23 protein-coding genes and 1 tRNA gene are annotated in these 26,013 nt (G+C 68.1%); 10 read left to right on the top strand and 14 right to left on the bottom strand.

What is annotated here, in order from left to right; all coding sequences use genetic code 11:
* Positions 1-7 precede the first annotated feature (7 nt).
* The 7 genes from OG714_RS21575 (at position 8) to OG714_RS21605 (ending at position 4,983) form a co-directional block, all read left to right on the top strand.
* Positions 8-1,114 carry a hypothetical protein gene (locus OG714_RS21575; protein WP_406123241.1) on the top strand — a complete coding sequence of 369 codons (1,107 nt, stop codon included), beginning with the start codon at positions 8-10 and terminating at the stop codon, positions 1,112-1,114.
* Positions 1,111-2,244: a hypothetical protein gene (locus tag OG714_RS21580; RefSeq protein ID WP_406123242.1), complete on the top strand. Its 1,134-nt coding sequence runs from the start codon at positions 1,111-1,113 to the stop codon at positions 2,242-2,244. The genes OG714_RS21575 and OG714_RS21580 overlap by 4 nt, the downstream gene beginning before the upstream one ends.
* A complete protein-coding gene (locus OG714_RS21585; RefSeq protein ID WP_406123243.1) occupies positions 2,244-2,939 on the top strand; it encodes a hypothetical protein in 696 nt (231 codons plus the stop codon). The genes OG714_RS21580 and OG714_RS21585 overlap by 1 nt, the downstream gene beginning before the upstream one ends.
* 20 nt (positions 2,940-2,959) lie before the next feature.
* Positions 2,960-3,391, top strand: coding sequence for an ATP-binding protein (locus tag OG714_RS21590; protein WP_406123244.1), 432 nt, complete (start codon positions 2,960-2,962; stop codon positions 3,389-3,391).
* A gap of 149 nt (positions 3,392-3,540) precedes the next feature.
* On the top strand, positions 3,541-4,419 hold the full coding sequence (locus OG714_RS21595; protein WP_406123246.1) for a peptidoglycan-binding protein: 879 nt from the start codon (positions 3,541-3,543) through the stop codon (positions 4,417-4,419).
* A gap of 25 nt (positions 4,420-4,444) precedes the next feature.
* A complete protein-coding gene (locus tag OG714_RS21600) occupies positions 4,445-4,720 on the top strand; it encodes a hypothetical protein (RefSeq protein WP_406123248.1) in 276 nt (91 codons plus the stop codon).
* Positions 4,717-4,983 carry a hypothetical protein gene (locus OG714_RS21605; protein WP_406123250.1) on the top strand — a complete coding sequence of 89 codons (267 nt, stop codon included), beginning with the start codon at positions 4,717-4,719 and terminating at the stop codon, positions 4,981-4,983. The genes OG714_RS21600 and OG714_RS21605 overlap by 4 nt, the downstream gene beginning before the upstream one ends.
* A 56-nt stretch (positions 4,984-5,039) precedes the next feature.
* Here the strand turns inward: OG714_RS21605 and OG714_RS21610 are convergent, their stop codons facing one another.
* The 10 genes from OG714_RS21610 to OG714_RS21655 all read right to left on the bottom strand — a co-directional run bounded on the left by OG714_RS21610 (position 5,040) and on the right by OG714_RS21655 (position 18,441).
* Positions 5,040-8,939: a DNA-directed RNA polymerase subunit beta' gene (locus OG714_RS21610; RefSeq protein ID WP_328680157.1), complete on the bottom strand. Its 3,900-nt coding sequence runs from the start codon at positions 8,937-8,939 to the stop codon at positions 5,040-5,042.
* 94 nt (positions 8,940-9,033) lie between these two features.
* The gene (gene rpoB / locus OG714_RS21615) at positions 9,034-12,519 is read right to left on the bottom strand and encodes a DNA-directed RNA polymerase subunit beta (protein WP_406123252.1); all 3,486 of its coding nucleotides are present in this window, start codon (positions 12,517-12,519) and stop codon (positions 9,034-9,036) included.
* Between the two features lie 571 nt (positions 12,520-13,090).
* Entirely contained in the window at positions 13,091-13,471 is a 381-nt protein-coding gene (gene rplL, locus OG714_RS21620; RefSeq protein ID WP_266776508.1) for a 50S ribosomal protein L7/L12, read from the bottom strand.
* A gap of 122 nt (positions 13,472-13,593) precedes the next feature.
* A complete protein-coding gene (gene rplJ / locus OG714_RS21625; RefSeq protein WP_019055481.1) occupies positions 13,594-14,124 on the bottom strand; it encodes a 50S ribosomal protein L10 in 531 nt (176 codons plus the stop codon).
* Positions 14,125-14,485: 361 nt separating this feature from the next.
* A complete protein-coding gene (locus tag OG714_RS21630; RefSeq protein ID WP_406123254.1) occupies positions 14,486-15,427 on the bottom strand; it encodes a hypothetical protein in 942 nt (313 codons plus the stop codon).
* Between the two features lie 159 nt (positions 15,428-15,586).
* Entirely contained in the window at positions 15,587-16,312 is a 726-nt protein-coding gene (gene rplA, locus OG714_RS21635) for a 50S ribosomal protein L1 (protein WP_406123256.1), read from the bottom strand.
* 79 nt (positions 16,313-16,391) lie between these two features.
* Complete coding sequence (gene rplK / locus OG714_RS21640; RefSeq protein ID WP_019072313.1) at positions 16,392-16,826, bottom strand: 50S ribosomal protein L11; 435 nt, start codon at positions 16,824-16,826, stop codon at positions 16,392-16,394.
* A gap of 206 nt (positions 16,827-17,032) precedes the next feature.
* The gene (nusG, locus tag OG714_RS21645) at positions 17,033-17,890 is read right to left on the bottom strand and encodes a transcription termination/antitermination protein NusG (RefSeq protein ID WP_406123258.1); all 858 of its coding nucleotides are present in this window, start codon (positions 17,888-17,890) and stop codon (positions 17,033-17,035) included.
* Between the two features lie 77 nt (positions 17,891-17,967).
* On the bottom strand, positions 17,968-18,255 hold the full coding sequence (secE, locus tag OG714_RS21650; RefSeq protein ID WP_405862856.1) for a preprotein translocase subunit SecE: 288 nt from the start codon (positions 18,253-18,255) through the stop codon (positions 17,968-17,970).
* 113 nt (positions 18,256-18,368) lie between these two features.
* A tRNA-Trp gene (locus OG714_RS21655) sits at positions 18,369-18,441 on the bottom strand.
* Positions 18,442-18,700: 259 nt separating this feature from the next.
* On the opposite strand from OG714_RS21655, the gene OG714_RS21660 reads away from it, so the two are divergent.
* Both OG714_RS21660 and OG714_RS21665 read left to right on the top strand, forming a co-directional pair.
* The gene (locus tag OG714_RS21660) at positions 18,701-19,927 is read left to right on the top strand and encodes a pyridoxal phosphate-dependent aminotransferase (protein ID WP_406123260.1); all 1,227 of its coding nucleotides are present in this window, start codon (positions 18,701-18,703) and stop codon (positions 19,925-19,927) included.
* Positions 19,928-20,056: 129 nt separating this feature from the next.
* Positions 20,057-21,097: an adenosine deaminase gene (locus OG714_RS21665; protein WP_406123262.1), complete on the top strand. Its 1,041-nt coding sequence runs from the start codon at positions 20,057-20,059 to the stop codon at positions 21,095-21,097.
* Here the strand turns inward: OG714_RS21665 and OG714_RS21670 are convergent.
* Both OG714_RS21670 and OG714_RS21675 read right to left on the bottom strand, forming a co-directional pair.
* A complete protein-coding gene (locus OG714_RS21670) occupies positions 21,078-21,743 on the bottom strand; it encodes a hypothetical protein (protein WP_406123264.1) in 666 nt (221 codons plus the stop codon). The genes OG714_RS21665 and OG714_RS21670 overlap by 20 nt on opposite strands.
* Positions 21,744-21,773: 30 nt before the next feature.
* Positions 21,774-22,412, bottom strand: coding sequence for a TetR/AcrR family transcriptional regulator (locus OG714_RS21675; protein ID WP_406123266.1), 639 nt, complete (start codon positions 22,410-22,412; stop codon positions 21,774-21,776).
* A 123-nt stretch (positions 22,413-22,535) separates the two neighbouring features.
* Between OG714_RS21675 and OG714_RS21680 the strand changes: the two genes are divergently transcribed.
* On the top strand, positions 22,536-23,168 hold the full coding sequence (locus tag OG714_RS21680) for an NAD(P)-dependent oxidoreductase (RefSeq protein WP_406123268.1): 633 nt from the start codon (positions 22,536-22,538) through the stop codon (positions 23,166-23,168).
* Between the two features lie 19 nt (positions 23,169-23,187).
* Here the strand turns inward: OG714_RS21680 and OG714_RS21685 are convergent, their stop codons facing one another.
* Both OG714_RS21685 and OG714_RS21690 read right to left on the bottom strand, forming a co-directional pair.
* The gene (locus OG714_RS21685) at positions 23,188-24,243 is read right to left on the bottom strand and encodes a UDP-N-acetylmuramate dehydrogenase (RefSeq protein WP_406123269.1); all 1,056 of its coding nucleotides are present in this window, start codon (positions 24,241-24,243) and stop codon (positions 23,188-23,190) included.
* Between the two features lie 234 nt (positions 24,244-24,477).
* Positions 24,478-25,950: a DHA2 family efflux MFS transporter permease subunit gene (locus OG714_RS21690; RefSeq protein WP_406123271.1), complete on the bottom strand. Its 1,473-nt coding sequence runs from the start codon at positions 25,948-25,950 to the stop codon at positions 24,478-24,480.
* Between the last annotated feature and the right edge of the window lie 63 nt (positions 25,951-26,013).

Below are 26,013 nucleotides of genomic sequence, written 5' to 3' on the forward strand. Positions count from 1 at the left end.
TCAGACCATGCCCGTACGCACCGGCTGGCTGTCCCCGGACGGCCAGTCCCGCGAGGACACCCGGCTCATCTCGCTCGGCGCCCTCACCCCGACCTCACGCATCGCGACCCGCTCCGGCATCCTGCCCGGATCCGCCGAAGGCCTGTACCGCATCTCCGGGTTCACCCTGTACAGCGCCTCCACCGGCACCATGACGGCCGCCGTCTACCCCGGCCGCGCCGTCATCCAGGGCACCGATGCCCAGGGCGCCTACCCGGTGGCCCTGACCGACACCCTCCCGCTCACCTTCGCCGACGGCGACGCGCTGTACAGCCGCATCGACCTGGTCGTCCTACGGGTCTACGACGACGCCTACGACGGCTCCGGCCGCACCGAGGCCGCCGTGGAGATCGTCCAGGGCACCCCGGCGGCCACCCCGGCCGTCCCCGCCACCCCCGGCCTGGCCCTCCCGCTGTATCAGGTCTCCGTCGCCAAGGGCACGAGCGCGGGCACAGGCGGCATCGCCTGGTCCTCCGCCCTCACCGACCTCCGCAGGTCCACGGTCGCCATCGGCGGCATCCTCCCGGTCACCACCGACACCGCGAACGGCGCCTACCCGGGCCAATACCGCGACAACAACGGCCAGTTGCAGCGCTGGAGCGGCACCGCCTGGACCGACTACCCGGTCCTGCCCACCTGGCAGAACTGGACCCCTGCCTGGACCACCGGCTCCGGGGCCGCCACACCGTCGTACGGCAACGCCACCGTCAGCTGCCGGTATCTCAAGTCCGGTACGACCGTGCACCTCAACTTCTCCATCCAGTTCGGCACCACCACGGACTTCGGCACCAGCCCCACCACCGCGGACAACTGGCGGTTCTCCCTGCCGGTGACCGCGGCCACCGCCCAGCCCGTCATCGGCTTCGCCGAACTGTCCGCCTCCAACAGCGGCCGGGTCATGGGCCGGGTCTATCTCGCCACGACCGGCACCTTCGAGCTGACCATCGGCACCGGCCGGGTGGACGCCGGCGCCATCGCCTCCGCCAGCCAGGGCACCGTGGACTCCCTGTCGCCCTGGACCTGGGTGTCCCCGTACGCCCTCCGGGGCACCGCGACCTACGAGGCCGCCGCATGACGACCGTCAACACGCCCTACCGGGCGATCTTCTGCGACCTGCTCACCGACAGCACCATCGACATCCTCCCCCTGCGGGACGTCACCGTCGACGACTACATCGGCAAGGCCGGCTCACTGTCGGGCACCATCCCCGTCCCGGACGCGGCGATGGCCGCCCGGGTCCGCCGTATCGAGGAGGGCCGCACCTCGGTCTACCTCCAGCGCGGCAACGACCTGTGGTGGGGCGGCATCGTCTGGACGAGCACGCTCCAGAGCGACGACCAGGGCGTGCTCACCCTCGGCGTCCAAGCGGCGACCTTCGAGTCGTACGCGGGCAGGCGCCTGATCCGGGCGACGACCCCCGAATACGACGCGAACTACCAACTGGCGCTCAACGGCGACCAGTTGGACATCGCCAGGGCCCTGTGGACGGACCTCCAGACCGCGCTCCCCGGCGGCGACATCGGCGTCACCTACGGCACCGAGACCTCCGGGGTGACCCGCTCGGCGAGTTACCGCGACGGCGACGAGACGGTCTACCTCGACGCGCTGGACGCGCTGGCCGCGCTGGAGAACGGCTTCGAGCACTACATCTCGGTGTACACCGACCCGACCACCGGAGCCCGGGTACGCCGCCTCCGTCTGGGCAGCCCGAAGATCCTCACCGGCGCCACCGACCTGGTGATGGACAGGCCGGGCACGATCCTGTCGTACTCCTTCCCGCGCGACGCCACCCGCGGCGGCACCACCGACCGCGCCCGGGGCGCCTCCACCAACTCCGACCAGGCCAGCGAGTCCCGGCCGCTCTGCTCGACGGTCGCGGTCGCCAACGACCTGATCGGACAGGCGGGTTACCCGCGCATCGACCTCACCTCGGACCACAACGACATCACCGACGCGGCCACCCTGACCGCCCTCGCCCGCACCGAACTGGCCGCCGCCACCGGCGCGGTGGTGATCCCCGAGATCAGCGTGCGCCTCGACGACCTGGTCCCGTCCGCACTGATCGGCCGCACGGTCCGCATCCGGATCACCGACGAGTGGTACGCCGAGGGCCTCGACACCCGCTACCGGATCGTCGGCGTCAAGGTCAGCCCCGCCCAGCGCGGCCGCCCCGACACCGCCGAGCTCTACCTGGAGGAGGTCTGATGCCCCAGCTCCCCGAAGACATCATCGACCGGCTCACCCAGATGGAACGCCGCATCCAGCAGCTCTCCACCGCCGTCAACACCCGCCCGGCCCTCAACACGGTCTCGGGCGGCACTCTGGAGGTCGGCCCGGCCACCGGTTCCCCGGTCTTCAAGATCGGCAAGTGGCCAGGCACCGACGAGTACCGCATGGAACTCCGCCGCCAGACCGGCAAGTTGGCGCTGAGCATGTACAACGGCGACGGCACCGCCGACTCGCTGCAACCCCTCCGCTTCTACGACAAGGCCGAGCGAGAGATCGTCTCCGACGACATCAACACCGGCGGCCTCGCCCGCCCCTGGCTGAACATGCTGCCGCCGCAGGACACGACCATGACCCGCTGGCCGCAGACCACGTCGACCGCGATGACGACGATCGCGATGTCCTACAACATCGCCTGGCAGCCGAAGATGCGCCTCGTCATGAACACCCGAGCCAGCTCCGGCGCCACCGGCTCCGTCCAGGTCCTCGTGAACGGCGCCCAGTGGGGCAGCACGGTCAGCGCCGGCACGGACTTCACCTACGAGGCCCTGATCAGCTCCGACTTCGGCTCGGTCTACGGCACCCAGCTCAAGGTCGAGATCCAGGCCCAGGTCACCAGCGCCTCCGGCACGGTCTACGCCAACCCCATCCTCATGTACGGCCGCCAGACCTGACGAAAGGAATCCATCAACCCATGGACATCGACACCACCCAACCCTGGGGCCTGGCCATCGACTTCGCGGGCCGAGCCACCATCACCGAGGCCGGCCACACGATCTACGTCAACGTCTCCGACTCCAGCTACAACAGCGTCATCGCCCCCGACTCGGTCAGCGGCACCTACGCGCCCGTGACGGTAGCCGCCCAGTTCACCGAGACCGGCGCGAACGGCGCCGCCATCCGAGGCAGCGCCCGCACCACGATCATGCCCATCGGCACGGCCATGGTCGTCCCCGACCAAACCGCGATCCAAAGCGTGGTGGCCGCGGCCCTGGCCAACTTCGTGGACAACACGGCGTCTTACACCGCCTTGGCCGCCAAGTGGACCCCGTCGACCGACGACCCGGGCGACGACGACGGTTCAGGAGACGGAGACGTGGAACCCACGGCAACCGCAGCTCCCTAAGGGGCGCGGGGCTGTATCTATCAGCGGCTCCGCCGCGGGGCGCGACCAGCCCCCACGCACCCGCACTCCGCACACAACCCGAGCCACCCACCCCTGGCCCGGGTTTTTTCATGCCCAATTCCCCCCGCTCACCTCCCGAAAGGCACCCCATGGCCACACCCCTCTCCCCAGACGCCCTGATCGCAGCCCTCAAGGCCGAGGGCATCACCGTCATCGAGCACCCCGGCTGGCGCACCAACAACCGCAACAGCAAGGGCAGTTGGGGCCCGGTGAACGGCGTCGTCATCCACCACACCGTCACCTCCGGCACCACAACGTCCGTCAACCTCTGCTACAACGGCCACTCCGAACTCCCCGGCCCCCTCTGCCACGGAGTCATCGCGAAGGACGGCACGGTCCACCTGGTGGGCAACGGCCGAGCCAACCACGCGGGCAGCGGCGACGGCGACGTACTGAAGGCCGTGATCGCCCAGAGCGCGACCCTCCCCGCCCCGAACCAGAACAACACGGACGGCAACGTCCACTTCTACGGCTTCGAGTGCGTCAACCTCGGCGACGGCAAGGACCCCTGGCCCGCGGTCCAGCTGGACGCGATGGTCCGGGCGTCAGCCGCCCTGTGCCGGGCGCACGGCTGGAACGCGCACTCCGTCATCGGCCACAAGGAGTGGACGAACACCAAGATCGACCCGCGCGGCTTCACCATGTCCGGCTTCCGCACCCGGGTGGCAACCCGCCTCGGCACGAAGGTCACCACGCCCACCAAGCCGGCCGGCCCCACCTACCAGCCCTTCCCCGGCGCCGACTGGTTCAAGAAGAACCCCAAGTCCGCGATCGTCACGGCCATGGGCAAGCGCCTCGTCGCGGCCGGCTGCTCGGCGTACACCTCCGGCCCCGGCCCCCAGTGGACCACCGCCGACAAGGCCTCCTACGCCAAGTGGCAGCGCAAGCTCGGCTACACCGGCACGGCGGCGGACGGCTGGCCGGGTGCCACCTCCTGGATCGCGCTGAAGGTCCCGTACAGCTCCTGAACCCCCGGAAAGGCAAGGTCCACCCATGTCAGAGGCCGCCAAGCGCACCCTCCGTACCGTTCTCCAGACCGCTGTCGGCCTGTGTGTCCTGCTGCCGACGGTCGTCGACGCCGCCGGTGTCCCGGACACCCTGCCCTGGGTGGCCGCGGCGCTGGCCGTAGCCGCCGGGGTCACCCGGGTCATGGCCCTGCCCGCCGTACAGGCGCTGTTGCCTTCCTGGCTGCGCACCGACGTGCCGGCGGCCGGCGACGGCGCGCTGCTGAAGCTGGTCAAGGCCGAGCCGGAACGGGAGGACGCGTGAACGAACCCACGTCCCTGTCCGACCCGTACGCCGTCGCCGTGGAACTGGAACGGCTGCGCGGAACCGTCGAGGCCGGCTTCGCCCGGGTCGACGGCTCGCTCGCGCTGCTGGTCCAGCGCAGCGACCAGACCGACCGCCAACTAGCCGACCACGAACAGCGGTTGGACGCCCTGGAGCGCTCCCGCTGGCCGCTCGCCAGCATCGGCGCCCTGGCCGCGATCGCCACGGTGGTGGTCACCGCCTGGGAGCTGACACCGCACTGAGAAACGCCGAAGGGCGGCCACCCCGCGATGGGGTGACCGCCCTTCAGAACCAACTACTACTGGTTGTACGGACCGTAGTCGTAGTCCTCCAGCGGGACGGCCTGGCCGGAGCCCGTGCCGAACGGCGAGTAGTCGATGTCGTCGTAGCCGACGGCCGAGTACATCGCGGCCTTGGCTTCCTCGGTCGGCTCGACCCGGATGTTGCGGTAGCGGGACAGGCCCGTACCGGCCGGGATGAGCTTACCGATGATGACGTTCTCCTTGAGGCCGATCAGGGAGTCGGACTTGGCGTTGATCGCCGCGTCCGTCAGAACCCTGGTCGTCTCCTGGAAGGACGCCGCCGACAGCCAGGACTCCGTGGCCAGCGAGGCCTTGGTGATACCCATGAGCTGCGGACGACCGGAGGCCGGGTGACCGCCCTCCTGGACCACACGACGGTTCTCCTGCTCGAAGCGCGAACGCTCGACCAGCTCGCCGGGCAGCAGCTCGGCGTCGCCGGACTCGATGATCGTCACACGGCGGAGCATCTGCCGGATGATGATCTCGATGTGCTTGTCGTGGATCGACACACCCTGCGAGTTGTAGACCTTCTGGACCTCGCCGACCAGGTGGACCTGGACGGCACGCTGACCCAGGATGCGCAGCACGTCGTGCGGGTTGGTGGCACCCACGGTGAGCTTCTGGCCCACCTCGACGTGCTCGCCCTCGCTGACCAGGAGACGGGCACGCTTCGAGATCGGGAACGCCGTCTCGTCGCTGCCGTCGTCCGGGGTGACGACGAGCTTCTTGGTCTTCTCGGTCTCCTCGATCCGCACGCGGCCCTGGGCCTCGGAGATCGGGGCGACACCCTTCGGCGTACGAGCCTCGAAGAGCTCGACGACACGGGGCAGACCCTGGGTGATGTCGTCACCGGCCACACCACCGGTGTGGAAGGTACGCATCGTCAGCTGGGTACCGGGCTCACCGATGGACTGGGCGGCGATGATGCCGACCGCCTCACCGATGTCGACCAGCTTGCCGGTGGCCAGCGAGCGGCCGTAGCACATGGCACAGGTGCCGACGGCGGACTCGCAGGTCAGGACCGAGCGGGTCTTGACCGTCTCGATGCCGTGCTTGACCAGCTCGTCGATGAGGACGTCGCCGAGGTCGGTGTTGGCCGGGGCCAGCACCTTGCCGTCGACGGTGATGTCCTCGGCCAGCGCACGGGCGTACACGCTGGTCTCGACGTTGTCGGCCTTGCGCAGGACACCGTCCGCGCCGCGCTCCGCGATGTGCAGCTTGAGGCCGCGGTCGGTGCCGCAGTCCTCCTCGCGGATGATGACGTCCTGGGAGACGTCGACCAGACGACGGGTGAGGTAACCCGAGTCGGCGGTACGGAGGGCCGTGTCCGCCAGACCCTTACGAGCACCGTGGGTCGAGATGAAGTACTCGAGCACCGACAGGCCTTCACGGAAGGAGGCCTTGATGGGGCGCGGGATCGTCTCGTTCTTGGCGTTCGACACCAGACCGCGCATACCCGCGATCTGACGCATCTGCATCATGTTTCCTCGGGCACCCGAGTCGACCATCATGAAGATGGGGTTGGTCTTCGGGAAGTTCGCGTTCATCGCCTCGGCGACCTCGTTGGTCGCCTTGGTCCAGATCGCGATGAGCTCCTGCGTGCGCTCTTCCTTGGTGATCAGACCGCGCTCGTACTGCTTCTGGACCTTCTCGTCCTGCGCCTCGTAGCCCTTGACGATCTCCTTCTTCGCCTCGGGAACGACGACGTCGGAGATGGCCACGGTGACACCGGAACGGGTCGCCCAGAAGAAGCCGGCCGCCTTCAGGTTGTCGAGCGTCGCCGCCACGATGACCTTGGGGTAGCGCTCGGCCAGGTCGTTGACGATCTCGGAGAGCTGCTTCTTGCCCACCGAGTAGTCGACGAACGGGTAGTCCTCGGGCAGCAGCTCGTTGAAGAGCGCGCGGCCCAGGGTCGTCTTCAGGCGGAAGGTGTCACCCTGCTGCCACTCGGGCTCGCCCTCCTCGCGGACCGGCGGCACCCAGCCACGCGGCGGGATGGTGCCCACCGGGAAGCGGATGTCCACGGCCGACTGGAGCGCCAGCTCGCCGCCGTCGAACGCCATCGTCGCCTCGGCCGTGGAGCCGAACGCGCGGCCCTCGCCCTTGACGTCACGGAGTTCACCGTCGGTGGTGAGGAAGAACAGACCCAGCACCATGTCCTGGGTCGGCATGGTGACGGGACGACCGTCGGCCGGCTTCAGGATGTTGTTCGAGGACAGCATCAGGATGCGGGCCTCGGCCTGCGCCTCCGCGGAGAGCGGCAGGTGTACGGCCATCTGGTCACCGTCGAAGTCCGCGTTGAACGCGGTGCAGACGAGCGGGTGGATCTGGATGGCCTTGCCCTCGACCAGCTGCGGCTCGAAGGCCTGGATGCCGAGGCGGTGCAGCGTGGGCGCACGGTTCAGCAGAACCGGGTGCTCGGCGATGACCTCTTCGAGGACGTCGTAGACGACCGTGCGGCCGCGCTCGACCATCCGCTTCGCCGACTTGATGTTCTGCGCGTGGTTCAGGTCCACCAGGCGCTTCATCACGAACGGCTTGAAGAGCTCCAGCGCCATGGCCTTCGGCAGACCGCACTGGTGGAGCTTCAGCTGCGGACCGACGACGATCACGGAACGCGCGGAGTAGTCCACGCGCTTGCCGAGCAGGTTCTGACGGAATCGACCCTGCTTGCCCTTGAGCATGTCGGACAGCGACTTCAGCGGACGGTTGCCGGGGCCCGTCACCGGGCGGCCACGACGGCCGTTGTCGAAGAGCGCGTCGACGGCCTCCTGAAGCATGCGCTTCTCGTTGTTCACGATGATCTCGGGGGCGCCGAGGTCGAGGAGTCGCTTCAGGCGGTTGTTGCGGTTGATCACACGGCGGTACAGGTCGTTCAGGTCGGAGGTCGCGAAGCGGCCACCGTCCAGCTGCACCATCGGGCGGAGGTCCGGCGGGATGACCGGGACGCAGTCGAGGACCATGCCCTTGGGGCTGTTGGAGGTCTGCAGGAAGGCAGACACAACCTTCAGCCGCTTCAGCGCACGGGTCTTCTTCTGGCCCTTGCCGGTGCGGATGATCTCGCGAAGCCGCTCGGCCTCTTCATCCAGGTCGAAGGACTCCAGGCGCTTCTGCAGCGCCGCGGCACCCATCGAACCGTCGAAGTACGTGCCGAAGCGGTCACGCAGCTCGCGGTAGAGCAGCTCGTCACCTTCGAGGTCCTGGACCTTGAGGTTCTTGAACCGGGTCCACACCTCGTCCAGGCGGTCGATCTCGCGCTGCGCACGGTCGCGCAGCTGCTTCATCTCGCGCTCGGCACCTTCGCGCACCTTGCGGCGCACGTCGGCCTTGGCACCCTCGGCCTCAAGCTCGGCCAGGTCGGTCTCGAGCTTCTTGGCACGGGCCTCGAGGTCCGAGTCACGCCGGTTCTCGACCTGCTGACGCTCCACGGAGACGTGCGCCTCAAGCGAGGGCAGGTCACGCGTACGGCGCTCTTCGTCGACGAACGTGATCATGTACGCCGCGAAGTAGATGACCTTCTCGAGGTCCTTCGGGGCGAGGTCGAGCAGGTATCCCAGACGCGACGGGACACCCTTGAAGTACCAGATGTGCGTGACGGGCGCGGCCAGTTCGATGTGGCCCATCCGCTCACGGCGCACCTTGGCGCGGGTCACCTCGACGCCGCAGCGCTCACAGATGATGCCCTTGAAGCGAACGCGCTTGTACTTGCCGCAGTAGCACTCCCAGTCCCGGGTCGGACCGAAGATCTTCTCGCAGAAGAGTCCGTCCTTTTCGGGCTTGAGCGTGCGGTAGTTGATGGTCTCAGGCTTCTTGACCTCGCCGTGGCTCCACTGACGGATGTCGTCAGCGGTGGCCAGACCGATCCGGAGCTCATCGAAGAAGTTGACGTCGAGCACTATGCGTCAATCCCTCTCAGGGTTGTAAGTCTTGGGGTCTGATACGGGGGTCCTGGGGCCGGAGACCTGCTTGGCGCAGGTCTCCGGACTCCCGTCAGACCTCTTCGACGCTGCTCGGCTCGCGCCGGGACAGGTCGATGCCGAGCTCTTCCGCCGCGCGGAAGACGTCCTCGTCGGTGTCGCGCATCTCGATGGACATGCCGTCCGAGGACAGCACCTCCACGTTGAGGCACAGGGACTGCATCTCCTTGATGAGCACCTTGAAGGACTCGGGGATGCCGGGCTCGGGGATGTTCTCGCCCTTGACGATGGCCTCGTAGACCTTCACGCGGCCGGTGACGTCGTCGGACTTGATCGTCAGCAGTTCCTGGAGGGCGTAAGCGGCGCCATAAGCCTCAAGCGCCCACACCTCCATCTCGCCGAAGCGCTGACCACCGAACTGCGCCTTACCACCCAGCGGCTGCTGGGTGATCATCGAGTACGGACCGGTCGAACGGGCGTGCAGCTTGTCGTCGACCAGGTGGTGCAACTTCAGGATGTACATGTAGCCGATCGAGACCGGCTCCGGGAACGGCTCGCCGGAGCGGCCGTCGAACAGGTTGGCCTTTCCGGAGGCCTGGACCAGGCGGTCGCCGTCGCGGTTCGGGATCGTGGCCTCGAAGAGACCGGAGATCTCGTCCTCGCGGGCACCGTCGAAGACCGGGGTCGCGACGTTGGTACCCGGCGCGACCTGGTCGGCGCCGATGACCTGAAGGCGCTTCGCCCAGTCCTCGCTGAATCCGGAGACGTCCCAGCCTCGGCTGGCGAGCCAGCCGAGGTGGATCTCCAGGACCTGTCCCGGGTTCATTCGGGACGGGACACCCAGCGGGTTCAGGATGATGTCGACCGGAGTCCCGTCCTCGAGGAACGGCATGTCCTCGATGGGCAGGATCTTGGAGATGACACCCTTGTTGCCGTGGCGGCCGGCCAGCTTGTCGCCGTCGGTGATCTTGCGCTTCTGCGCAACATACACACGGACCAACTGGTTGACGCCGGGCGGCAGTTCGTCGCCCTCCTCGCGGTCGAAGACGCGGACGCCGATGACCTTGCCGATCTCGCCGTGCGGCACCTTCAGCGAGGTGTCGCGCACCTCGCGCGCCTTCTCACCGAAGATCGCGCGGAGCAGGCGCTCCTCGGGGGTCAGCTCGGTCTCACCCTTGGGCGTGACCTTGCCGACGAGGATGTCACCGGCGACGACCTCGGCACCGATACGGATGATGCCGCGCTCGTCGAGGTCGGCGAGGACCTCCTCGGAGACGTTCGGGATGTCCCGGGTGATCTCCTCGGGGCCGAGCTTGGTGTCACGGGCGTCGACCTCGTGCTCCTCGATGTGGATCGAGGAGAGGACGTCGTCCTGTACGAGGCGCTGCGACAGGATGATCGCGTCCTCGTAGTTGTGACCCTCCCACGGCATGAACGCCACGAGCAGGTTCTTGCCGAGCGCCATCTCGCCGTTCTCGGTCGCCGGACCGTCCGCCAGCACCTGGTTGGCGATGACCCGGGAACCCTCGTCCACGACAACCTTCTGGTTGACGGACGTGCCCTGGTTGGAGCGGGAGAACTTCGCGAGGCGGTACGTCGTGTACGTGCCGTCGTCGTTGGCGGTGGTGATGTAGTCCGCGGAGACCTCCTGGACCACACCGTCCTTCTCCGACTTCAGGACGTCACCGGCGTCGACCGCACAGCGGTACTCCATGCCGGTGCCGACCAGCGGCGCCTCGGACTTAATCAGGGGCACGGCCTGACGCATCATGTTCGCGCCCATGAGGGCACGGTTGGCGTCGTCGTGCTCCAGGAAGGGGATCATCGCGGTCGCGACGGACACCATCTGGCGCGGGGAGACGTCCATGTAGTCGACGTCGTCACCGGGGACGTAGTCGACCTCTCCGCCACGACGGCGGACCAGGACGCGGGACTCCTCGAACCGGAAGTCGTCTCCGAGCGGCGCGTTGGCCTGCGCGATGACGAATCGGTCCTCTTCGTCGGCGGTCAGGTAGTCGACCTCGTCGGTGACGACACCGTCGGTGACCCGGCGGTACGGCGTCTCGACGAAACCGAACGCGTTGACCCGGCCGTAGGAGGCGAGCGAGCCGATCAGGCCGATGTTCGGGCCTTCAGGGGTCTCGATCGGGCACATGCGGCCGTAGTGCGAGGGGTGCACGTCACGGACCTCGAAGCCGGCCCGCTCACGGGAGAGACCACCCGGGCCAAGCGCCGAGAGGCGGCGCTTGTGGGTGAGACCCGACAGCGGGTTGTTCTGGTCCATGAACTGCGACAGCTGGCTGGTGCCGAAGAACTCCTTGATGGAGGCGACGACCGGCCGGATGTTGATCAGGGTCTGCGGCGTGATCGCCTCGACGTCCTGGGTCGTCATCCGCTCGCGGACGACTCGCTCCATACGCGCCAGGCCCGTACGGACCTGGTTCTGGATGAGCTCGCCGACGTTGCGCAGACGACGGTTGCCGAAGTGGTCGATGTCGTCGGTCTCGACGACGATCGTCGTGCCGTTGTCACCAACGGTCTCGGTCTCGCCGGCGTGCAGCTTCACCAGGTACTTGATCGACGAGATGATGTCCTCGACGGTCAGCACACCGGCGTCCAGCGGGGCCTCGCTGCCCAGCTTCTTGTTGACCTTGTAGCGGCCGACCTTGGCGAGGTCGTAGCGCTTCGGGTTGAAGTAGAGGTTCTCAAGAAGCGTCTGCGCGGCCTCGCGGGTCGGGGGCTCGCCCGGACGCAGCTTGCGGTAGATGTCGAGGAGCGCGTCGTCCTGGCCCTGGGTGTGGTCCTTCTCCAGGGTGGCGCGCATGGACTCGTACTCGCCGAACTCCTCCAGGATCTGCTCGGTCGTCCAACCGAGAGCCTTGAGCAGGACGGTGACGGACTGCTTGCGCTTGCGGTCGATGCGGACACCGACCATGTCGCGCTTGTCGATCTCCATCTCCAGCCAGGCGCCCCGGGACGGGATGACCTTGGTGGAGAAGATGTCCTTGTCGGACGTCTTGTCGATCGAGGAGTCGAAGTAGACGCCCGGCGAACGGACCAGCTGCGACACGACGACACGCTCGGTGCCGTTGATGACGAAGGTGCCCTTGTTGGTCATGAGCGGGAAGTCGCCCATGAAGACCGTCTGGGACTTGATCTCGCCGGTCTCGTTGTTGGTGAACTCAGCGGTTACGAAGAGCGGGGCGGCGTACGTGAAGTCGCGCTCCTTGCACTCGTCGATGCTGTTCTTGGGAGGTTCGAAACGGTGGTCGCGGAAGGTCAGCGACATCGACCCGGAGAAGTCCTCGATCGGAGAGATCTCCTCGAAGATCTCCTCCAGACCGGACTTCGTGGGGACGTCCTGACCGGACTCCAGAGCCGCCTCGACCCGACTCTGCCAGGCGGAGTTGCCGAGCAGCCAGTCGAAGCTCTCGGTCTGCAACGCGAGCAGGTTGGGAACCTCGAGGGGCTCCTTGATCTTTGCAAAGGAGATGCGCAGCGGGGCGGTGCTGGCGCCGTTGTTCATATTCGCGGTCGAGGCAGTGCGCGAGGCGGCCAAGAGGGGGTCCTTCCGAGGGCTCGGACTCACTACGCGCGTACCGGCCCCTCTCAGGGGCAAAGAGACATGGACTTCCTGAGACGGCCCGGAAAGGCCAGGTCAGAGTTGGTCCGGTCATCGATGCTCAAGTGAGGGCATGCCCCTGGTGACGGGCAGGGAGCAGCTAACAGGCAGCGCAAAGGGTCAGTGTAGCCACTTGGCGCACTGATGTCCAGCCCCGCTTTTTTGAGACCCTCGTCGTGCTCAACACCCTCGGCAAGCTCACGTCCTCAACGCGTTGATACTGCCCTCTTCGCCGCCGATCCATGCCTCGGATTCGGATCGTTGTGACGACGCGTCCTGAGAATTGCGCGCTGCGTGCGGTTCGTCAAGGCCTCCATGGCCCACACCACATACCACCAGGGATGCCGGGAGGCACGAAGAAGATCACCATACTCCGCGAACCCCTGATCGCAAGGCTGCCGCTCACCCGACCCAGGAACGCCGAAGAGCGACCACCCAGATGGATGATCGCTCTTCGGTGCTTAGGCGTTACAAGGTCCTTGGGACCTCGTCCACGGCCTAGACGGTGTTACTTGACCTCGACCGAGGCGCCGGCGCCCTTGAGGGACTCGGCGGCCTTCTCGGCGGCGTCCTTGGCGACCTTCTCGAGGACCGGCTTCGGAGCGCCGTCCACGAGGTCCTTGGCCTCCTTGAGACCCAGCGAGGTCAGCTCACGCACGACCTTGATGACCTGGATCTTCTTCTCGCCGGCGCCGGTGAGGATGACGTCGAACTCGTCCTGCTCCTCAGCGACCTCGGCGGCGGCGGCCGGACCGGCCGGCGCAGCGGCGACCGCGGCGGCGGCGGTGACGTCGAACTTCTCCTCGAACGCCTTCACGAACTCGGAAAGCTGGATGAGGGTCATGGTCTCGAACTCGGCGAGCAGTTCGTCCTGGGTGAGAGCCACGATGGCTTCCTTCCACTAATTTCGGCTGGTGCCGGGGTGTACATGTCTGGCGGGCGTACGTTCGGCCCGCTACGACCGTTGCCGTGGGCGCGGAGCCTCAGGCGGCGGTCATGCTGCGAGCCGAATTACTCGGCACCGCCCTGCTCTTCTTGCTTGGCGCGAAGGGCGTCCACCGTGCGGACGAGCTTCGACGGAAGCGCCTGGAAGAGCTGCGCAGCCTGAGTCTGCTTGCCCTTGAAGGCACCCGCCAGCTTGGAGAGCAGAACCTCGCGGGACTCGAGGTCCGCGAGCTTCTTGATCTCGTCGGCGGACAGCGCCTTGCCGTCAAGGACACCGCCCTTGATGACGAGGTTCGGGTTGTCCTTGGCGAAGTCACGAAGACCCTTCGCCGACTCCACCGGGTCACCGGTGATGAAGGCGACCGCCGTCGGACCGTTGAACAGGTCGTCGAGCGTAGAGATCCCGGCCTCGTTGGCCGCAATCTTGGTCAGCGTGTTCTTCACCACGGCGTACTGGGCGTTCTCACCGAGCGAACGACGCAGCGTCTTGAGCTGCGCCACGGTGAGACCCCGGTACTCGGTCAGCACGGCGGCGTTCGAGTCGCGGAACTGGTCCGCGAGCTCGGCTACCGCGGCAGCCTTGTCGGGCCTTGCCATAGAGCGTCGGCCTCCTTCCGGGTGATGAGGACCGCTCAGAAGGGGCTGGGACAGAAAAAACGCCCCGGCGCAGGCGCACGGGGCGTAGCTCGACCGGCAATGAAACTCACCGGGAACACATCCAGTTCACCTGCGCGGGTCGTCCACTGTTCAGCGGATCCTTCGGTCACCACACCCTTTGACAGGCGCGGCAACGACCAGCGGTCTTTGGCTTCTCCCGAAGAGTACGGGACCCCCATACTCCCAAGCAAATCCGCCCGTACGGCTCAGCGGCTCCACCGTGTCAACGGCTCCGCCGGCGAGCAGCAGGGCGGCAGGCTCCCGGCGAATTCCCGTCCCTCGCACCGGAGTTGAGCCCGGCTCAGGAGCTGGTGTCGGACCCCGTCGCCGTGTCGCCGCTGCCCGGTGTCAGGCCCTGCTGCTTCAGCAGTGCCGTGAAGTCCTCGGTGTCGCTCGCCGGGGGCACGGTCGCGTCGACCTTCACGCCGTAGTCGCTGTAGTAGGCGGTCTGGGTGTACTGGCCCGAGGACATCTGGCCCTTCTCGACCTTCTTGACCAGCAGGTCCTGGGCGTTGACCCAGATGTCGACCTGCTCCGTGGTGACGCCGGCCGCGGTGAGCTGCTTCTTGAGGCCGGCGAGCTGGCTCGCGGTGAGGCTGGAGTTCTTGGCGGCGAGGTCGGCGACGTCGACCGTGCCCGAGTAGTGCGTGGCCTGCTGGCCGCGCACCGACTCCGCACCGACCTTCTTGACGTCCCCGGAGGCGAGCAGGAGCTTCACCGACTGGTTCGGCGTGGAGTTCTGCATCTGGTCCTTGAGGTACGCGCCGGAACTGCCACCGAGCTTGGCCAGGTCGTCGTAGTCGTACTTGAGCCAGTGCTTGCCGCCCGCCTGCTCGGCGAACTTGTCGCCCATCTTCGCGTAGTAGGCGTCCGGCAGATAGCGGGCCTCCATCGACGTGCTGCCGGCCGCGCGCATCGTCTCGGCCATCGTGCCGCCGGTGTACGTCATCGTGAGGACGCCGGTGATGCCGTCGCCCCAGCCGAGGCTGCCCTTGGCGTCCATGGACATCAGGGAGCCCATCACGGTGGAGGACTCGACCTTGGCGGAGTCCGCCTTGTCGGTGGACTTCTCGGCGCTGCGCAGGGCCGCTATCGGGCTCACCCGCGTCGAACCCTTGCCCGCGGCCCTGTCGTCCTTGCCGGAGCCCCCGGAGGAACCCGAGGAACCACAGGCGGCCACCGAGGCCAGCGCGGTCGCCACCGCGATCGAGAGGCCCACCCGGCGCACGGTCGTGCTCTTCATTCGTCCCCACCCCTATGCGATTGCTGTGCCTGCCAAGAACGCTAGCGCAGCGCACTGACACCCCGTACGAAAAGAGGACGAGCCCCGCAACCGGAACGGTTGCGGGGCTCGTCCAATGCTGACGCGTACCTGACGCGGCTACCGAGGTGAGCGCGAGGCTCAGACGGAGGCCGGGTCCTCCTCGACGAGGAGGTTACGGGTGCGGTTCGGGTCGAGCGGAATGCCGGGGCCGATCGTCGTGCTGATCGCGGCCTTCTTGATGTAGCGACCCTTGGCGGCGGACGGCTTCAGACGGAGGATCTCGTCCAGGGCCGCGCCGTAGTTCTCCACCAGCTGGGTGTCGTCGAAGGACGACTTGCCGATGATGAAGTGCAGGTTCGAGTGCTTGTCGACGCGGAACTCGATCTTGCCGCCCTTGATCTCGTTGACGGCCTTGACCACGTCCGGCGTCACGGTGCCGGTCTTGGGGTTCGGCATGAGACCACGGGGACCGAGCACGCGGCCCAGGCGGCCGACCTTGCCCATGAGGTCCGGGGTGGCGACGACGGCGTCGAAGTCCAGCCGGCCCTTCGCCACCTCGTCGATGAGTTCGTCGGAACCGACGATGTCGGCGCCAGCGGCAGTCGCGGCCTCGGCACGGTCACCGGTCGCGAAGACCAGGACCCGGGCGGTCTTACCGGTGCCGTGCGGGAGGTTCACGGTGCCACGGACCATCTGGTCCGCCTTGCGCGGGTCGACACCCAGACGGAAGGCGACCTCGACGGTGCCGTCGAACTTGGAGGTGGAGGTCTCCTTGGCGAGACGGACGGCCTCGAGCGGGGCGTAGAGCTTGTCCCGGTCGATCTTCTCGTCCGCAGCGCGGAGAGACTTGCTGCGCTTGCTCACTACTGCTCCTGTGTGTGTTCTGAGGAGTCGTGGTGTGGGCCGAGCAGGCCCTGCCACGGTCTTTCCTACGAGGTGAAGGTCAGCCCTCGACCGTGATGCCCATGGAACGGGCGGTGCCGGCGATGATCTTCGACGCGGCGTCCAGGTCGTTGGCGTTCAGGTCGGGAAGCTTGGTCGTGGCGATCTCACGGACCTGCGCCTGGGTGATCTTGGCGACCTTGGTCTTGTGCGGCTCGCCGGAGCCCTTCTCGACACCAGCGGCCTTGAGGATCATCTTCGCGGCCGGCGGAGTCTTGGTGACGAAGGTGAAGGAGCGGTCTTCGTAGACCGTGATCTCCACCGGGATCACCCAGCCACGCTGCGACTCGGTCGCCGCGTTGTAGGCCTTGCAGAACTCCATGATGTTGACGCCGTGCTGACCGAGCGCGGGGCCGACCGGCGGAGCCGGGTTCGCCGCACCGGCGTTGATCTGGAGCTTGATGAGCCCCGTGACCTTCTTCTTCTTGGGAGGCATTGCTCTCCGGGTCCTTTCGATTCGGGTCCTGCCCACCTCCGGGAATCACCCGGACGCAGGCATACCGCACAACGATAGCGGGTAGAGCGCCGTGACCAAAAACGAGAAAGGTCAGGGGGCCCACTTGGCACCCACCTGACCTGACCCACCCAGGGGCGCGGGGAACTGCGCGACCAGCCCCCACGCACCCGCAGCCGAAGTACTACTTAGTTCTTCTGAATCTGATCGAACGAAAGCTCGACCGGCGTCTCGCGGCCGAAGATCTCGACGAGACCCTTGACCTTCTTCGAGTCGGCGTTGATCTCGTTGATGGTCGCCTGCAGCGTCGCGAACGGACCGTCGGTGACGGTGACCGAGTCGCCGACCTCGAAGTCCAGCACCTGGACCTCGACCTTGCGCTGCGGAACCGGCTTGCCCTCGGCCTCGGCGGCCTCACGCGCGGCCTTCTCCTCGGCCTCCGGGGCGAGCATCTTGACGATCTCGTCCAGGGTCAGCGGGTACGGGTCGTAGGCGTTGCCCACGAAGCCGGTGACGCCGGGGGTGTTGCGGACGACGCCCCAGGACTCGTTCGTCAGGTCCATGCGGACCAGGACGTAGCCCGGGAGCTTGTTCTGCTTGATGGTCTTGCGGTCGCCGTTCTTGATCTGGACGACCTCTTCTTGCGGCACCTCGGCCGCGAAGATGTAGTCCTCGACGTTCAGCGAGACGGCGCGCTGCTCCAGGTTGGTCTTCACGCGGTTCTCGTAACCGGCGTACGTGTGGATGACGTACCACTCGCCGGGCAGGAGACGCAGTTCCTCGCGCAGGGCGACGACGGGGTCGACGGGCTCGGCCGGCTCGGCCTCTTCCTCGTCGTCCTCGGCCGTGGCCTCGTCGTCGAGGTCCTCGGTCGCTTCCTCGTCCTCGTCCTCGACGTGCACGGCGGCTTCCTCGGCCGGCTCGCCCGCGTCGGCGTCCGCAGCCTCGACCTCGTCCAGCTCCTCGTCCGCGCCCTCGACGATGTCGAGTTCGTCTTCCACGGACTCGTCCGGCTCGACGGCCTCGTTCAGGTTCGGGTCAGACACGTGGCTGCTTCTTCCTGGATACATGGGGGTGGAACACGCGAAAGGGGCGCCGGTCAGGGCGCCCTTCGCTTCCGGCCTCAGCCGAAGACGTATTTCGCGGCGTGATTGAGTCCATAGTCAATCACGGTCACCAGACCGATCATGATGACGACGAAGACGATGACAACCGTCGTGTACGTCGTCAGCTGGTTGCGGGTCGGCCAGACGACCTTGCGGAGTTCCGCGACGATCTGGCGGTAGAAGATGCCGAGGCGCTTCAGCGGGCCCTTCTTGGCGCGCTTGCCGCCCTTGCGGGCCTTCTTCTTGGACTCCGTCACCTCGTCCTGGGCATCAGGCATGTCGATGGAGCCCACGGCGTCCGCCATTCATCCTCACCTGTTCCCGGGTCGTGGCCGTGCCGCGCCCGGTCTGAGCCGCACGGCGGTGCATTGCTGTACGTACATGCGCTGCGCACACATCCTGGTGAAGGTGTGTGTAGCAGGGCCGGAGGGACTTGAACCCCCAACCGCCGGTTTTGGAGACCGGTGCTCTACCAATTGAGCTACGACCCTTTGTGACGTCCCCAACGTACCGCATCCACCCGAGTGCTCGGTGTGCACCTGGTAGGGCGCGGCTGTTGAAGGCCAACGAGCTAGGAGTGTACGTGCTCCGGAGCCGGTCGTCGAACAGAAAGTGCCTGTACGGGGATTGCCGGAGGAAGATCGCCCAGGCCGGGGCGGGAATCCGGACGGTTGTTCAATGCCTTCCCGATCCTGTTCAGTCTGTGAAACCGGTGTGCCGGGCGGGTTTCCGGTCTGAAACGATGGGCCCATGAGCGCCTCAACCCCTCCCACCGAGCGCCGGGTCTCCGCCCGAGTCGGCGCGATCTCCGAGTCCGCCACCCTCGCCGTGGACGCCAAGGCAAAGGCCCTCAAGGCCGCCGGACGTCCGGTGATCGGCTTCGGCGCGGGTGAACCGGACTTCCCGACCCCGGACTACGTCGTCCAGGCCGCCATCGAGGCCTGCTCGAACCCCAAGTACCACCGCTACACCCCGGCCGGCGGTCTGCCGGAGCTGAAGGCCGCGATCGCCGCGAAGACGCTGCGCGACTCGGGCTACGAGGTGGACGCCTCGCAGATCCTGGTCACCAACGGCGGCAAGCAGGCCATCTACGAGGCCTTCGCCGCGATCCTCGACCCGGGCGACGAGGTCATCGTCCCGGCGCCGTACTGGACGACGTACCCGGAGTCGATCCGGCTCGCGGGCGGTGTCCCGGTGGACGTCGTCGCCGACGAGACGACCGGGTACCGCGTCTCCGTCGAGCAGTTGGAGGCGGCCCGCACCGAGAACACCAAGGTCGTCCTCTTCGTCTCGCCGTCGAACCCGACCGGCGCCGTCTACAGCGAGGCCGAGGCCGAGGCGATCGGCCGCTGGGCCGTCGAGCACGGCCTGTGGGTCATGACGGACGAGATCTACGAGCACCTGGTCTACGGCGACGCGAAGTTCACCTCGCTGCCCGCGATCCTCCCGGAGCTGCGCGACAAGTGCATCGTGGTCAACGGCGTCGCCAAGACGTACGCGATGACCGGCTGGCGGGTGGGCTGGATCATCGGCCCGAAGGACGTCGTCAAGGCCGCGACCAACCTCCAGTCGCACGCCACGTCGAACGTCTCGAACGTGGCCCAGGTCGCCGCACTGGCCGCCGTCTCCGGCAACCTGGACGCCGTCGCGAAGATGGGCGAGGCCTTCGACCGCCGCCGCAAGACCATCGTGCACATGCTGAACGAGATCGACGGCGTGCTCTGCCCGGAGCCCGAGGGCGCGTTCTACGTCTACCCGTCGGTCAAGGCGCTGCTCGGCAAGGAGATCCGCGGCAAGCGCCCGCAGGACTCGGTCGAGCTGGCCGCGCTGATCCTGGAGGAGGCCGAGGTCGCGGTCGTCCCGGGCGAGGCCTTCGGGACCCCCGGTTACCTGCGGCTGTCGTACGCCCTGGGTGACGAGGACCTCGTCGAGGGTGTCAGCCGTATCCAGAAGCTGCTGGCGGAGGCCACGGACTGAGTTTTCGTACCTCTACGCGTGCGTGCGGGCCGTTTCCCTCCGGGGAGGCGGCCCGTTGCTTTGTGCGAGCAAGACCACGATCGAGGAAAGTGGTACCGGCGCGGCGCGAACGTACGGCAGGATTCCCAGATGGAGCGTGTACGTGATGTCTCTGAACTGCCGAAAGCCCATCTGCACCTGCACTTCACCGGGTCGATGCGGCCGACCACCGTGCTGGAGCTCGCCGACAAGTACGGCGTAAGACTTCCGGACGCCCTCACCGAGGCGTTGACCAGTGGGGAGCCGCCGAAGCTGCGGGCGACGGACGAGCGGGGCTGGTTCCGTTTCCAACGGCTGTACGACGCGGCGCGTTCGTGCCTGCGGGAGCCCGAGGACATCCAGCGGCTGGTCCGCGAGGCCGCCGAGGAGGACGTCAGGGACGGCTCGGGCTGGCTGGAGATCCAGGTGGACCCGACGTCGTACGCACCGCGCCTGGGCGGGCTGATCCCGGCGCTGGAGGTCATCCTGGACGCGGTCGAGACGACCTCCCGCGAGACCGGGCTCGGGATGCGCGTGCTGGTGGCCGCGAACCGGATGAAGCACCCCCTGGACGCGCGCACGCTGGCCCGGCTGGCCGTGCGGTACGCGGACCATGGAGTGGTCGGTTTCGGCCTCTCGAACGACGAACGCCGGGGTATGGCACGGGACTTCGACCGGGCCTTCGCGATCGCCCAGGAGGGCGGCCTGCTGTCGGCGCCGCACGGCGGCGAGCTCGCGGGCCCTGCCTCCGTGCGGGACTGCCTGGACGACCTGCACGCGACCCGGATCGGCCACGGAGTGCGCGCTGCGGAGGACCCGCGGCTGCTGAAGCGGCTCGCCGACCGGGGCATCACCTGCGAGGTCTGCCCCGCCTCGAACGTGGCGCTGGGTGTCTACGAGAAGCACGAGGACGTGCCCCTACGGACCCTCTTCGAAGCGGGCGTCCCGCTGGCCCTCGGCGCCGACGACCCCCTCCTGTTCGGCTCCCGGCTGGCCGCCCAGTACGAGATCGCCCGCCGCTACCACGCCTTCTCGGACCGCGAACTGGCCGAACTGGCCCGGCAGTCGGTACGCGGATCGGCGGCCCCGGAGGACATGAAGACCAAGCTCCTGTCGGGCATCGACGACTGGCTCAGTGCCCCGGTCTCTTGAAGTGCGCGTAGGGCGGATACGGCTTGAAACAGATCGCGACCTCGGGGCAGCGCGAGCCGTGCGGGTAGGGAAGCAGTTCGCTGCTCAAGGAGGTCATGAACGCCGACCGCCCCTTGACGACCCCCTTCTCCCGCGGCCCCCAGCCGGCCGCGTAGGCGAAGTGGGTGGCGGCAGTGGCGAGGACGTCACGGTCACCGATGAGGAAGTACGTACGCGCGTGCGTGCTGTGCCGCAACTGCCCACGGTCGTACGACCGCTCCTCCCACGCGCGCGCGTGGCGCTCGGTTCGTGCCTCGTCCGTGCGCACGGTGAGCGGTGTGCCGCGTCCCAACGACCGCCGCAGTTCGGGCCACTTGGAGGGCCGCAGCCCCGCCTCCGAGTGCGCCACCACCAGATCGACCAGCTCCCCGCACCCCTCGTCGGGCGGCACGCCCTCGCGCAGCGGGACGTGCACGATGGTGTGCCGGGAGTACGCGGCGAACGAGAACAGGCCGGCCAGCCGGCTCAGCCCGTCATGATCCCCCAGGAGCGTCCCGTACGGTGCGGGGTCGCGCAGTGAGGTGTGGCGCAGGGGTTGCCCGGGCTGGACGACACGGTGTTCGTGCGGGCCGGTCCGGGGTGTGAACTGGCGGAGTCTCAGCTCCATTTGGGATGCCTCATAGGACAAGGGTCCCGGTCAGGAGGGGTCCTCGGCAACGGAGATTCCGCCCAGCAGCGTCCGGGCCAGGCGTGGCGCGAAGTCGTCCACGGGCGGTCGTACGCCGGGTCCCGCCGCCTCGTAGGCGAACGCGCGCTGTGCGCAGGCGCCCAGGAGGAGCGACGCGGCCGCGAAGGTGTCCGCGTCGGGGCGGACGCGGCCCGCGGCCTGTTCGGCGCGCAGATAGGCGTCCAGGCCCTCGATCGGCTTGTGGGGGCCCGAGCCGAGCTGCCGTAGCGCCTCGTCGTGGCGCCGCTTGAGCTGGGTCTCGGCGTACAGGGAGGCCGCGATCGGGAAGCTCTGCTCGTAGAAGAGGGCCGCCTGGCGGGCGATCTCGGTGAGGTTGTCCTCCAGGGAGTGCTGTCCGGGTTCGGCGGCGAGGCTGCGCAGCAGCGGGGTCAGCCGGGGCAGCCGTTCCGTGAGGACGCGGATGAACAGCTCCTCCTTGCTCGCGAAGTACTTGTAGAGCGCGGCTTCGGAGCAGCCGGCGGCCTTCGCGATCTCCTTGGTGGTCGCCTTGGCCAGGCCGACGGTGAGCATCAACTCGTGGGCGGCGTCGAGGATGCGGACCCGGGCGGGTTTCTGCGCGGCGGGCTCCGCGGCCTGTTTCTGCTGCATGGGGCCCAGGATTCCATGGCCGGCCCTTTCGGGCTTGACGGGTGGGTGAGTACTTACTCACTCTAGAGGCATGCAGGGGTGAGTGAACGCTCACCCACCCAGTGACAGGCTTAGGAGTAGGCCATGAAACTCACTGTCTTCGGTGCCACGGGAGGCATCGGCCAGGAGATCGTCCGCCAGGCACTCGCCTCGGGCCACGAGGTCACGGCGGTCGTGCGGGACCCGGCGCGGCTGACCGTGCGGGGCGCGGGCCTGGAGGTGTTCCGCGCGGACCTCGGCGACCCGGAGTCGCTGCGCCCGGCGGTCGCGGGCCGGGACGCGGTCCTGTCCGGGCTCGGCGCCCGCAGCCGCAAGGACGCGGGGGTCGCGACCCGGCTCACGCGCACGGTCCTGACGGCCGTGGAGGCGGAGGGGGTGCGCCGGGTGCTGGTGGTGAGCGCCGGTCCGATCGGCCCGGACCCGGAGGGCGCGGGGCTCGTCGACCGCACCGCGCGCGGGCTGATCTCGGCCCTCCTGAAGGACGTCTACGACGATCTGCGGGAGATGGAGGCGGCCCTCGCCGCCAGCGCCACGGACTGGACGACCGTCCGCCCGCCACGCCTCCAGAACAAGCCGGTGACGGGCACGTACCGCACGGTCGTGGGTGGGTTCCCGGACAAGGGCCGGTTCATCGCGCGGGCCGATGTCGCGCACGCGATGCTGGCGATGACGGACGATCCCCGGACGGTCAAGCAGGGGGTGGGGGTGGCCTATTGAGCCCCTCCGGAGGGTGCCGTCAGAGGCTGACGCCGACCGTCACCGGTTCGTTGACCAGGGTGACCCCGAAGGTGTCGTGGACGCCGGCGACGACCTCGCGCGCGAGGGTGAGCAGGTCCTCGGTGGTCGCCTCACCCCGGTTGGTGAGGGCGAGGGTGTGCTTGGTGGAGATACGGGCGGGCCCGCTGCCGTACCCCTTGGTGAAGCCGGCCTTGTCGATCAGCCAGGCGGCGGAGGTCTTCGTGTGCCCCTCCCCGGACGGGTACGCGGGCGGCTCCACGCCCTCCCCGAGACGCTCCTCCACGCGCGCGTGGAACGCGGTGAACTGCGCGTCGGTGAGAATCGGGTTGGTGAAGAAGGAACCGGCCGACCAGGTGTCGTGGTCCTCGGGATCCAGGACCATGCCCTTGCCGGCACGCAACGCGAGCACGGTCGCCCGCGCCTGCGCCAGCGGCACCCGATCACCGGGCTCGACTCCGAGGACGCGGGCCGTCTCGGCGTACTTCACGGGCGCGGACAGCCCGTCCGCGTCCTCCAGGTCGAAGCGGACGCGCAGCACGACATACCGCTCGGGCTCGGCCTTGAACCGGCTGTGCCGGTAGGAGAAGGCGCACTCCTCGTTGGTGAGGGTGACCGTCTCGCGGATGGTGCGGTCGTAGGCGACGACCTCGGTGATGGTGGCGGAGACTTCCTGCCCGTACGCCCCGACGTTCTGGATCGGGGTCGCACCGGCCGACCCGGGGATCCCGGCGAGGCACTCGACCCCGGCGAGTCCGGCCTCCACGGTGCGGGCGACAGCGTCGGTCCACACCTCACCGGCCGCCAACTCCAGCCGCGTGCCGTCGAGTTCGAAGCCACGGGTGGCGATACGCAGGGCGGTCCCCTCGAACCCCTTGTCTCCGATGACGAGGTTCGACCCACCCCCGATGACCAGCAACGGCGTCCCGGCGTCATCGGCCTCACGCACGACGTCGATCACCTCGGCGTCGGTGCCCGCGGTGATCAACCGGGTCGCGGGACCGCCCAGCCGGAAGGTGGTGAGGGGGGCGAGGGGAGCGTCGTGGAGTTCCTGCACGCGCTCAAGACTACGAGACGGGACTGACAAGTCCGGAGGTGGCGGGGTGTGGTCCGCGGTTTCGGCGCGGGGCGGGCAGCGCCGTATCCGCCACGAGCCCCCGCATCCATCCGTAGGGCCTCGCCGCCGAAACCGGACGCACGCACGCGCGAAGCCCCACCGGCGAAGCCGCACACGCGCGTGGGGCCCCGCCGACAACGGCGGGGCCCCACGCGTGCGTGCCAGGTGTCCGGCTCAGCGACCGGCGTTCTCCAGTACCGCGTCGAACTCGGAAGCCCCGGCCGGGTCCGAAGGCCCCGCCGAACCGGACGTCGCCGCAAGCTCCGCCGCCCGCCGCCTCGTCGGGATCAGCAGCGTCGCGACTCCCGCGAGGGCGACCACCGCCGCGCCGGTGACCAGTGCGGGCTTCAGGCCGTCGACGAAGGTCTGTGCGGTCTGGTAGCCGCCCTGGGCCGAGAAGATCGACGCCATGATCGCGATGCCGAGGGCGCCGCCGACCTCACGAAGAGCGTTGTTGGCGCCGGAGGCGATGCCCTGCTCCTTCGGGCTGACGCTGGACATGACCAGGTTGGAGGCCGGCGCGAAGAACAGGGCCATGCCGATCCCGCTGAGGATCAGGCCGGGCAGCTGAGCGCCGTAGGAGACGTCGGTGGTGACTACGTAGGACATGTAGCCGAGACCGGCCGCCTGTAGGAAGAGGCCGGCGGCGACGACCGGGCGGCCGCCGATGCGGTCGGAGAGGATGCCGGCGATGGGGGCGACGAGCATCGGCATGCCGGTCCAGGGGAGCATCCGCAGGCCCGCCTCGGTGGGCGAGTAGCCGAGGACGCCCTGCATGTACTGGCTGAGCAGGAAGATCGACCCGAACATCCCGAGGAACATCAGCAGGCTCGCGGCGTTGATCCCGGAGAAGGCGCGGGAGCGGAACAGCCGCATCGGGAGCATGGGGTTCTTGGCGTTGACGCTGTAGATGATGAAGCCGGCGAACAGCGCGCTCCCCGCGAACAGCCCGGTGAGGACGAACGAGCTGGTCCAGCCGTCGGCGGGCCCGCGGACCAGGCCGTAGACGATGCCGAAGAGGCCGCCGCTGGCGAGCAGGGTGCCGGGGAAGTCGAGCGGGGCGCCGGTGCCGTGGGACTCGGAGAGGCGCAGGCGGGCGAGCGGCAACAGGGCCAGGCCGAGCGGGACGTTCAGCCAGAAGATCCAGTGCCAGGAGATGTGCTCGGTGAGGCTGCCGCCGATGAGGGGTCCGGAGGCGACGGCGAGTCCGTTCACCGCGCCCCATATGCCGTACGCCATCCCGCGCTTGGCGACGGGCACGGCCGCCGTCAGCAGGGTCAGTGTCAGTGGCATCATGATCGCCGCGCCGACGCCCTGGACCGCGCGGGCCGCGATGAGGGACTCGATGCCGGGCGCCATGGCCGCGGCGGCGGAGGCGACGGTGAAGACGGTGATGCCGACGAGGAAGAGCCGGCGGCGGCCGAACCGGTCACCGAGCGCCGCGCCGAACATCAGCAGGACGGCGAAGGTGAGCGTGTAGGCGCTCACGGTCCATTCCAGGTCGCCGAGCGCGCCCCCGAGGTCCTTGCGGATGGACGGCAGGGCGGTGGTGACGACGAGGTTGTCCAGAGCCGCCATGAATCCGGCGACGCTCGTGATGACGAGGGCCCAGACCATTCCCCCGCGGCGTTCCGTTGGCTGTGACATCGCTCCCCCAGAGGGCGCTCGTACCGATGATTAGTTATTGATGACTAACTTTGATGGTCATGA

The organism is Streptomyces sp. NBC_00989, assembly GCF_045162655.1.
GTDB lineage: Bacteria > Actinomycetota > Actinomycetes > Streptomycetales > Streptomycetaceae > Streptomyces.